Below are 9,668 nucleotides of genomic sequence, written 5' to 3'. Positions count from 1 at the left end.
GGGGAGGCAGGGGGAGAAAGAATTTTCCCAATGACCAATGACCACTGACCAATGACCAATGACCACTGACCAATGACCAATGACCACTGACCAATGACCAATGACCACTGACAACTAACAACTGACAACTGACAACTGACAGTGGCGACAAAGATGCAAGAATATGAATAGTTAAAAAGTAGATTTAGTTAATCACCATATATCACATAGGTAGCTTCATGTCCACAACCACAGTCGCCCCTGAACAGGTTAATCGCATTGTTGGCAATCAACATCACGATCCCTTTGAAATTCTGGGTTCTCATCTCATCGAGCAAAATGGTAAAACTGTCTGGGCTGTGCGAGCCTATCTCCCAAATGCCAGCGCTGCGTGGGTAGTAGTTCCAGAGGAACGGAAAGAATACCCAATGGATACAGTGCATAATCCACACTTTTTTGAATGCACCATTGAAACCCCAGAACTAAAAAATTATCAGTTACGCATTAAAGAAGGAGAACATGAGCGGGTAGTTAATGATCCCTACGCTTTCCGTTCTGCCCACTTAACAGAATTTGATCTACATTTATTTAGTGAAGGCAACCATCACCGCATTTACGAAAAATTAGGAGCGCACACCACAGAAGTAGATGGTGTCAAAGGCGTTTATTTTGCCGTTTGGGCCCCCAATGCCCGCAACGTTTCCTTATTGGGAGATTTTAACCTGTGGGATGGACGCAAACACCAGATGCGGAAAGGACACACAGGCATTTGGGAATTATTTATTCCCGAAATAGGTGTAGGAGAACATTACAAATACGAAATCAAAAATTTTGAAGGACATATTTACGAAAAATCTGATCCTTACGGTTTCCAGCAAGAACCCCGTCCAAAAACAGCATCTATTGTTACTGACTTAAATTCCTACACCTGGAAAGACGAAGACTGGCTGGAAAAGCGGCGACACAGTGACCCCTTGAGTCAACCCATTTCCGTTTACGAAGTCCATTTAGGTTCTTGGTTACACGCTGCTAGTGCAGAACCTGCCAAATTACCCAATGGAGAAACTGAAGCCGTAGTTGTCGTTTCTGAACTAAAACCCGGCGCTCGGTTTCTGACTTATCGGGAACTAGCAGACAAACTCATTCCCTACGTCAAGAAATTAGGATATACCCATTTAGAACTCCTCCCAATTGCCGAACATCCCTTTGATGGTTCTTGGGGTTATCAAGTAACTGGTTATTTTGCGCCTACTTCCCGTTTTGGTACACCTGAAGACTTCATGTACTTTGTGGATGAATGCCATAACAATGGTATTGGTGTCATTGTAGACTGGGTTCCTGGCCACTTCCCCAAAGATGGACATGGTTTAGCATTCTTTGATGGTAGTCACTTGTATGAACATTCTGATTCCCGCAAAGGTGAACATAAGGAATGGGGGACTTTAGTATTTAACTACAATCGCCATGAAGTCCGTAATTTCCTAGTGGCTAATGCCCTGTTCTGGTTTGATAAATACCACATTGACGGAATTCGTGTTGATGCGGTCGCTTCCATGCTTTACCTTGACTACTGCCGAAAACCAGGAGAATGGTTGACTAACGAATATGGTGGTCGAGAAAATTTAGAAGCGGCAGATTTTCTACGTCAAGTTAATAGCTTGTTGTTTAGTTATTATCCTGGTGTGCTTTCCATTGCGGAGGAGTCCACATCTTGGCCAATGGTATCTTGGCCTACCTATACGGGCGGATTGGGCTTTAATTTAAAATGGAATATGGGCTGGATGCACGATATGCTGGATTACTTCAGCATGGACCCGTGGTTTCGTCAGTTCCATCAAAACAATATTACCTTTAGTATGTGGTATAACCACAGCGAGAACTTCATGTTAGCTCTGTCCCATGATGAAATCGTGCATGGTAAGAGTAATATGATCGGCAAAATGCCCGGTGATGAATGGCAGAAGTTAGCTAATATCCGCTGTTTGTTTACTTATATGTTCGCTCACCCCGGCAAGAAAACCATGTTTATGAGCATGGAATTTGGTCAGTGGAGTGAGTGGAATGCTTGGGCTGATTTGGAATGGCATCTATTACAGTTTGAACCACACCGACAGTTAAAGGATTTTTTCCAGTCTCTTAATCATTTTTACCGTTCTGAACCAGCTTTATATACTCAAGATTTTGATCAAGCCGGGTTTGAGTGGATTGATTGTACCGATAACCGCCATAGTGTGGTTTCCTTTGTCCGTCGTGACAAGAATTCTGACGATTTTATGATTGTGGTTTGTAACTTTACCCCTCAACCCCATTCTCATTATCGTATTGGTGTGCCAGAAAAGGGTTTCTACACTGAGTTGTTCAATAGTGATGCTCGTCAGTATGGCGGTAGTAATATGGGCAATTTAGGTGGTAAGTGGACTGATGATTGGTCTTTGCATAATCGTCCTTATTCCTTGGATTTATGTTTACCTCCTTTGGGTGTATTGATGCTTAAGTTGGATAAACAGAAATCTGCACAGGTAATGGAATAATCCTGTAGGGTGGGCATTGCTCACCCTATGTTTTTCTTAGTGAGTTTGTCGTTACATACTTTGGTTTTTTTACGTCGTTCTACTTAGCAAGACGTTATTTGTCGCAATCTCTGTCAAAATTAGAACTGGATGATCATGAATTTGAGCTATGGGTTTGTTTTCAACAGATAATTGTCGTGTTACATAAATGCTAGATGACCTAGAACACCAAACTACCAAGATTTAAAAACCTAGCAATTTCATCCAACAGTGATTGCGGTTCATCAACACGAATTAAATGTCCGCTGTTCTCAAATATTTTCAAGTAGGCATTAGGAATAGCTTGAGCAATTTCTTCAGAAAACTCTGGGGCGCAGATCCAGTCATGCCGCCCTGCAATCACAAGAGTTGGTGAGGTAATCTTATGTAATTCGTTGAGGATATTATAGTCATTTAAGAAGCCACTAAAGGCAACATTAATGGCATCAACAGAGAGAATTGTTTCGTCTGAGTCTGGGGAATTTAATTTCCGGTCATTGTTTTGGGAGTACATTGAACCCATCACCCGAAAAAATTGGCGTAGCTGTTCTTCATTTTCAAAATTACCTGACCAAAGTTGAAGAGCAATTGCTTTTTGTTCTTCGTTTCCCCGTTCTGCCAGAATTTCCTGAGCGCGTTCTAGAAACCGGGAATTAGCTGCTGTGGCAATGACAATCAGGTGTGAAACATTTTGGGGATACTTCACAGCATAAGAAAGAGCAACCATACCTCCATAGGAAGAACCGATTAAAACGATTTTCTCCAGTCCTAGATATTGGCGTAAGGCTTCCATATCGTCAACATTATTATCTAGGGTATAGGTTTCTTTCGGTCCACGGGCTGACCTTCCCTGTCCCCGATGGTCAAAATAGACTAGCTGAAGGTGATGGACGAGGGGAGAAAAGCACGGTTTATAACTCGTGTGGTCAACTCCAGGTCCGCCGTGAATTATGAAAGCAACAGGTTTCTGACGTATTCCTTGTTCTTCAACTACCAAACTACAGCCGTCAACATCAAAATAGATTTCTGTATCCCGTATTTTAGCTCGCATTCTTGAGTGTCAACCCCAGTAACTCATGTTCAATTCTGCCGTAATGATAACACCAAATTAATAGGGCGCGGCTCTTTTGAGAAGACAATTTTCATCCTGATATAAAGCGTAAAGTTCATGAAAGGTAAGGATTGTAAGTTTTAGGAATTCCGAAAAGGGGGTCGCTCAAATTTAAAAATTGAGATCATATCTTTATTTTGCAAGTCTTGGACATTCGGCTTCAGCGTTTGAGAATCCATCGCCTGTTACTCCCCACCCTAATAAATCCACTACCGTAGATTTTCCCTTGACACCAAAGATTATACAAACAGTGAAAATACGGAAGCAACGCCTTTACATATTTCTTATTGTTTCTTGTCGTTACGGGTAAATTATGCTAAATAAAGCGCGAATTATCTCAGGAAATTAATATAGCATCATTAATGACAAATCAATACAAGTATTGAGTCATAGATGCGATCGCTTAAAGTTAATTTACGGCAAAATGCGATATTACATAAAATGCCACTGCTTATACTATAGCGGTTATTGGTTGAGTGAAATACAAGAAACCAAAACCCTCCCCGCAAGCGAGGAGGGGGCTTATGACTGTATCTTATGCGAGTGCATACCGCTATAATGATTGCAATGAATTATAATAATAATGGTTCAGAGGATTATAAATATGAGTGTAGTTATTCCCAATGAAATACTAACCACAACTCGCATGAATGAAGAGGAAATGAAACGAGAAATTGCGATTATGCTGTTTCAAAAAGAAAAGTTAACTCTTGCTCAAGCTAGTCGCTTTGCTGGTATGAATCGTATAGCATTTCAACATCTACTCGCAAGTTATCAAATCCCTATTCATTACGGAGTAGAGGATTTTGAACAAGATATCAAGAATTTGCGGGAGATGGGTAGATTGTGATTGTTGTCAGCGATACTTCACCCATTAATAATCTTGCAGCTATTAACCAGCTTCACTTATTACAACAGCTTTACGGAACAGTTCTAATTCCTGAAGCCGTTTATCAAGAATTAACTGATCCTGATTTTCCCGTAGCGGGTGCAAAGGAAGTACAAACTTTTACTTGGATTCAAATCCGTGCAATTGAAGATAGGACGATGCTTAAAGCACTTAGCAGTGAACTTGATCCTGGAGAAGCAGAGGCTATAGTTTTAGCCTTAGAAATGAAAGCAGAACAAGTTTTAATTGATGAACGTCGTGGCCGCATGATTGCTGCTAGACTTAATCTCCATTATACCGGAATTTTAGGAGTTTTAGTAGAAGCCAAAAGTCAAGGTTTCATTTCTACTGTTAAACCTCTGTTAGATGATCTTATTAATAAAGCAGGATTTTGGGTTACTGAACCCTTGTATAAAAGTGTCTTACGGCTAGTTAATGAAACAAAGTAAAATCAGGTCAGAAAATTATGGGTAATTATTGAATCATAGATGTGATCGCCAGTAGGGGCAAACCCCCTGTGGTTGCCCCTAATACTGGGGTAGGCACGGAGGTGCTACCTTTATTTAAAATAATGAGTTATTAAATACACAAGGATATTACTTGGTCTAAGAATATCAGCCGATAAAGTTTCTTAACAAAAGCTCTACTGTTTAAGCTAAAAGTTAGACAGTGAAATGGTTTGAGAACTGTCACCTAACAGTTGAGGGTGGAGAATGTGGGATATATACTATGCTAGGGATCAATAGGTGATCCCCATAACTAGAATCTAACTAGCTTTTTGATAATAAGCGTTGAAAAATAAGACTTTGGCGTTATTGGAAGTTGTGTAGGCATCATCTGGATTACCCCAACCAAGTTCTAAACTAATAGGGTATAAATAGCCGTCTTTGGCATAGGGTGTATCAGAAATATCGTCAGTTTCTACCCATTCACAGCGTTCTGCTAGTGCCAAGATTTCATTTGAGGTAATAAGTTTACCTTCATTACTCGTTGCCTGTACAAGTCTCAATCCATCAGTCTGGTTTAGCCATTGTTGTACAGTTTCAATGCTGGTTGCTACTGTCATCGCTGTAATACTCCTTTCGACATTTTTCTAGTAACCCCTTCTCAGTTTCCCCCAAGTGAGTTTCCCAACCTTGCTAGTAAATATGCTCAATGTCTTGCTCACTAGGACATTTACCCCGTCTTAACGCCTTTCTCCCTCTGAGAAAAGCTTCTGTATATCCTGGTCTAGTCATTTAAGGTTGGCGATCGCTAAATTTTCCCTGCTCTTTTTAATTCAGTTTCAACTAACTCAGTTATACGCTTACTCATATCCGTATTTTGTTCGGTGCAATATGCCTTAAACAGCCTACGGTAATCTTCTGGTAAGCTAACGCGGACTTGTACCATATCTGTTTTATTGACTTTCTCGTTGTTTTTATCCATAAGGGACTTCCAAGAAATAAATTATCCTGATTAACGAACCACAGAGGCGCAGAGGACACAGAGGAATAAGGGTTTGAGAGATTTTTGCATTAGGTTGTTGAGTATTTTTTTATTTGGAAGTCTCTAAGTATTTTCCTATATAGCCACTATAGCCACTAATTTCCAAAATAGCATTAGTGGCTACATAGCATTTTATTACCATTTAGCCAATAAAATATAAGAATTGTCTATATATCCACTGTAGTCAAAACTGGCTATAGTGGCTATGTTAAATATAAAGCCAATTAACGATTTATTACTGATTAATTAAGACTAGGAGTTACGCATTGACAAGAAACTTTAAATGACTGGTTTGTTGTATACGTTTGAACTGCAAATTGCGATCGCCAGGTAAATGCACAGGCTAACACTTAGTTTCTAGCTTTACAAAAACATTACATAGCTGGAGAATATCAGCCTATAAATTTTCTCAACAAAAGCACCCACTACTAGATATAATTTTCTGTAAGTTGAAAAAAACATTAAGATTAGCGTAAAAATTACATTAAAATAAAGATTACGCTTCTATTAAACTGACTAGCTAAATACCCAAATTAGGAGGAATATATATGGCTCTCGTACCAATGCGGTTGCTTTTGGATCACGCTGCTGAACACGGTTATGGTATCCCCGCTTTTAACGTCAACAACCTAGAGCAGATTCAAGCAATCATGAAGGCTGCGGTGGAAACAGATAGCCCCGTAATCTTACAAGCTTCTCGCGGTGCTCGTAACTATGCCGGAGAAAACTTCCTCCGTCACCTGATTTTGGCTGCGGTAGAAACCTATCCTGAGATTCCCATTGTCATGCACCAAGATCATGGTAATGCTCCTTCTACCTGCTATTCAGCTATCAAGAACAATTTCACCAGCGTGATGATGGATGGTTCTTTGGAAGCTGACGCTAAAACCCCTGCCAGCTTTGAATATAACGTTAGAGTTACCAGCGAAGTTGTCAACGTTGCTCACTCTTTGGGTGTCAGTGTTGAGGGTGAATTGGGTTGTTTGGGTTCTCTAGAAACCGGTGCCGGTGAAGCTGAAGATGGTCACGGTTTTGAAGGTACTCTAGACCATTCTCAACTATTAACTGACCCTGATGAAGCTGTTGACTTCGTAGAAGCAACTCAAGTAGATGCTTTAGCTGTGGCTATCGGCACAAGTCACGGCGCTTACAAATTTACCCGTAAGCCTACTGGTGAAATTTTGGCTATTAGCCGCATTGAAGAAATTCACCGCCGTTTACCTAACACCCACTTGGTTATGCACGGTTCTTCTTCTGTACCTGAAGATTTATTGGCACTCATTAACCAATATGGTGGCGCTATTCCTGAAACCTACGGTGTACCTGTGGAAGAAATCCAAAAAGGTATCAAGAGTGGTGTGCGTAAGGTAAATATTGACACCGATAACCGTTTGGCTATTACTGCGGCTGTGCGTGAAGCTTTGGCTTCCAATCCCAAGGAATTTGATCCTCGTCACTTCCTCAAGCCTTCTATTAAATATATGCAAAAGGTTTGTGCTGACCGTTATCAACAGTTTGGTACTGCTGGTAACGCAAGCAAGATTAAGCAAGTTTCTTTAGAAGATTATGCGGCTAAGTATGCTAAAGGCGAATTAGCAATGAGAGCGGCTGCTAAAGTTTAATCTTTTTCAGCAATAAATTAGGACATAGCAGTGCTATGTCCCTACAAGAATAAACCAGGTGACGCTAAAGTTTCCTGGTTTTATTAATTAATGTGATAGACTTAGGTAATAGCAGTAAATAAGGCTATTTGTATGACTACCAATTTACAATCTACATCCTTGAGTAGTTATCTTTATAATCAGGATTATTGTTTATGGCTAGAAACGACAGCTAAGTTATTGCGTAATCATCAATTAGATCACGTTGATTTTGAGCATTTGATTGAAGAAATAGAGGACATGGGGAAAGAGAAAAGACGTGAACTTAAAAACCGACTCATAGTTTTACTCATGCACTTACTCAAGTACCAATATCAATCTGAAAAACGTTCTTCTAGTTGGGTAAGTACAATTTGGGAACAGTTTTATCAAATTGAATCTTTATTGGAGGATAGTCCTAGTCTCAAACCTTATTATTTAGAACTATTTTCTGATTGTTATTTAAAAGCTGTTCGCGCTGCTAGTACGGAAACTAAATTATCTATTCAGATGTTTCCTGTTGACTCTCCTTTTCTGCCTTTAGATGTCATTAATTCTGATTTTATAATCACGCTGCTTAGTCAGGAGGAAATTTAATTTTTATTTTTCGTTCAATTAGTCTAATTGTCATTAGCTAAACCCAAATTTAGTTCATGTTCATTGTGTATTTTCATATATCTTCTATAATATTTGTATCAAGTCCAATCACTTGCAGCCTCACCAATTATTTCTTCTATTTCTTCCAAAGTTTTAGGTTTCATGCCTTTTCTGTGCAAAATTCCAGATAATTTTTGAATAGGTATATTGAGAGGAATAAGTTTAACTATGCCATTTTCATCAATGACAAAATCAACTTTACAGAAATATCCGGTAAGAGTAAAGCCCAGTCCTTCGACAAGCTCAGGAACCATCACTTCAGTGCTGAGATACAAGCGACACTTCGACAAGCTCAGTGACCGCACGAGCAGTTCGACTTCGCTCACTGACCACGAATTTATTCGCTTAATTCATTGACTGGTAACAATGGATGTGATAGTATTTCATCAATTCCAGAATTTAAGTATAACTAAACAACGTAAAAACTTAACTTATGTGGTTGAGTGCGTAGTCATACCTAACGGTATTGCAGTTTAGGAAAGCTAAATTTGGTGAAAAATGAAATGCAAAAATCGAGTACGGTAGGGCATATCGGAATTAAAGCTTTAGGAGAATCAACCTCTGTTTTTGTTGGAGTAATCCAGTAATTGTAAGTTGGCTCGTTGATTAAAGAATCTCAGTGTCTTTAGACATGAGAGTGTCAATTTAACTCCTTACTTGAGAATATACTCAAAAAAGTTAAAAATTTAACTTTTTCCAAAAAACTTAATCATTCTCAAGCAATATACCTAATCAGGCTATTGGGGAAAAAAAAGGCCAAAAAATAGGGGGAAGTTGAACTTTCCCCCTGGTTATTATTGTGATGATCATTTGGCTTTTGATTTTCTTTGAGTTTCTGTCTGAGCATCTGTCTTTGTTTTTTTAGTTGCCGTTTTCTCGCAGCACCACCTCGGCCTTTATCGTTTCTGCCTTCTCGACGTGGGGATTCCCAGCGTTTAAGTTGCATAGTTTTGATTGCTAAAGTTTCATCATGTAGTTCTACAGTAGCATGATTTTTGCTCTATAGCTACTGTATTTTGGATTCAGTGAGAAAATATTGCAATCTTGGAAATAATTACTCCCGGTTCGCCCATTTTTTAGGGAGTTAGGAAAAATGTGCAGATAAAAGTATAATCAGAGACAGGTTGTACAAAATAAGCTGAGTAAGTATATGTTCGACGTTATGGCAACTGAATCCATAATTACAAACGAACGAGTAGATGACATACCCGTACTACTCACACAGATAGAACGGATGGGTGTACAAAAGCTAATAGATAAAAACTTCCCCACCCATGGAAATTGGCGAGGACAAAGCTTGGGGAATGTAGTAGTGATCTGGTTAACACATATCTTATCGCAAGCAGACCACCGTT

Annotated in this window: 10 protein-coding genes and 1 pseudogene; 6 read left to right on the top strand and 5 right to left on the bottom strand. The window is 39.4% G+C overall.

Going from position 1 to position 9,668, the window contains the following annotated elements; translation table 11 throughout:
* Positions 1-218 precede the first annotated feature (218 nt).
* The gene (gene glgB / locus AN486_RS24925) at positions 219-2,510 is read left to right on the top strand and encodes a 1,4-alpha-glucan branching enzyme (RefSeq protein WP_290602885.1); all 2,292 of its coding nucleotides are present in this window, start codon (positions 219-221) and stop codon (positions 2,508-2,510) included.
* Positions 2,511-2,709: 199 nt separating this feature from the next.
* Here glgB and AN486_RS24920 read toward each other — a convergent pair whose 3' ends face one another.
* Positions 2,710-3,579 carry an alpha/beta fold hydrolase gene (locus tag AN486_RS24920; RefSeq protein WP_053540773.1) on the bottom strand — a complete coding sequence of 290 codons (870 nt, stop codon included), beginning with the start codon at positions 3,577-3,579 and terminating at the stop codon, positions 2,710-2,712.
* Positions 3,580-4,243: 664 nt separating this feature from the next.
* On the opposite strand from AN486_RS24920, the gene AN486_RS24915 reads away from it, so the two are divergent.
* Positions 4,244-4,489: a UPF0175 family protein gene (locus AN486_RS24915; RefSeq protein ID WP_053540774.1), complete on the top strand. Its 246-nt coding sequence runs from the start codon at positions 4,244-4,246 to the stop codon at positions 4,487-4,489.
* On the top strand, positions 4,486-4,977 hold the full coding sequence (locus tag AN486_RS24910) for a DUF3368 domain-containing protein (RefSeq protein WP_053540775.1): 492 nt from the start codon (positions 4,486-4,488) through the stop codon (positions 4,975-4,977). The genes AN486_RS24915 and AN486_RS24910 overlap by 4 nt, the downstream gene beginning before the upstream one ends.
* 317 nt (positions 4,978-5,294) lie before the next feature.
* Here AN486_RS24910 and AN486_RS24905 read toward each other — a convergent pair whose 3' ends face one another.
* Positions 5,295-5,594 (bottom strand): hypothetical protein, encoded by a 300-nt coding sequence (locus tag AN486_RS24905; RefSeq protein WP_039200204.1) that lies wholly within the window; start codon positions 5,592-5,594, stop codon positions 5,295-5,297.
* Positions 5,595-5,782: 188 nt separating this feature from the next.
* On the bottom strand, positions 5,783-5,956 hold the full coding sequence (locus AN486_RS24900) for a hypothetical protein (protein WP_158310533.1): 174 nt from the start codon (positions 5,954-5,956) through the stop codon (positions 5,783-5,785).
* 608 nt (positions 5,957-6,564) lie between these two features.
* Here AN486_RS24900 and fba point away from each other — a divergent pair.
* Together fba and AN486_RS24890 are read left to right on the top strand one after the other, a co-directional pair.
* On the top strand, positions 6,565-7,638 hold the full coding sequence (gene fba / locus AN486_RS24895; RefSeq protein ID WP_015080551.1) for a class II fructose-bisphosphate aldolase: 1,074 nt from the start codon (positions 6,565-6,567) through the stop codon (positions 7,636-7,638).
* Positions 7,639-7,770: 132 nt separating this feature from the next.
* Positions 7,771-8,253 (top strand): DUF29 domain-containing protein, encoded by a 483-nt coding sequence (locus AN486_RS24890; RefSeq protein ID WP_168635808.1) that lies wholly within the window; start codon positions 7,771-7,773, stop codon positions 8,251-8,253.
* A gap of 98 nt (positions 8,254-8,351) precedes the next feature.
* Here the strand turns inward: AN486_RS24890 and AN486_RS24885 are convergent, their stop codons facing one another.
* Both AN486_RS24885 and AN486_RS24880 read right to left on the bottom strand, forming a co-directional pair.
* Positions 8,352-8,567 carry a hypothetical protein gene (locus tag AN486_RS24885; RefSeq protein WP_053540779.1) on the bottom strand — a complete coding sequence of 72 codons (216 nt, stop codon included), beginning with the start codon at positions 8,565-8,567 and terminating at the stop codon, positions 8,352-8,354.
* Between the two features lie 461 nt (positions 8,568-9,028).
* On the bottom strand, positions 9,029-9,259 hold the full coding sequence (locus AN486_RS24880; RefSeq protein ID WP_053540780.1) for a hypothetical protein: 231 nt from the start codon (positions 9,257-9,259) through the stop codon (positions 9,029-9,031).
* 204 nt (positions 9,260-9,463) lie between these two features.
* Here AN486_RS24880 and AN486_RS24875 point away from each other — a divergent pair.
* Positions 9,464-9,668: pseudogene (locus AN486_RS24875) on the top strand (hypothetical protein); the annotation flags it as partial.

Source organism: Anabaena sp. AL93, assembly GCF_001672085.1.
GTDB classification, from domain to species: domain Bacteria; phylum Cyanobacteriota; class Cyanobacteriia; order Cyanobacteriales; family Nostocaceae; genus Dolichospermum; species Dolichospermum heterosporum.
Note: the sequence above shows the minus strand (reverse complement) of the source record. Positions and strands in the feature narration are given on the sequence as shown.